The sequence below is a fragment of the Clostridium sp. AM34-9AC genome, assembly GCF_003480225.1.
GTDB lineage: Bacteria > Bacillota > Clostridia > Lachnospirales > Lachnospiraceae > Acetatifactor > Acetatifactor acetigignens.
Map to the genome: position 1 here is coordinate 1,464 of NZ_QUIU01000064.1, position 207 is coordinate 1,670.

Here is a 207-nt window from a genome sequence, read left to right on the forward strand (position 1 = left end):
TACAGGGAGAAATCCGTTATCTTTATAATGAGAAGAACCAGCTGGTCGAAGAGGAAAGCCCTGCCGATAGAAAACAGTTTTCTTATGACCATTCTCCTATAACAGCCGCCACCAGCAGACAAGGGTGGAAACTGAAACCGGCAACGTGCAGGAGAACCGCTATGACGCGGAAGGCCTGCGTTTTGAACTGCTGGAAAACGGCAGGAG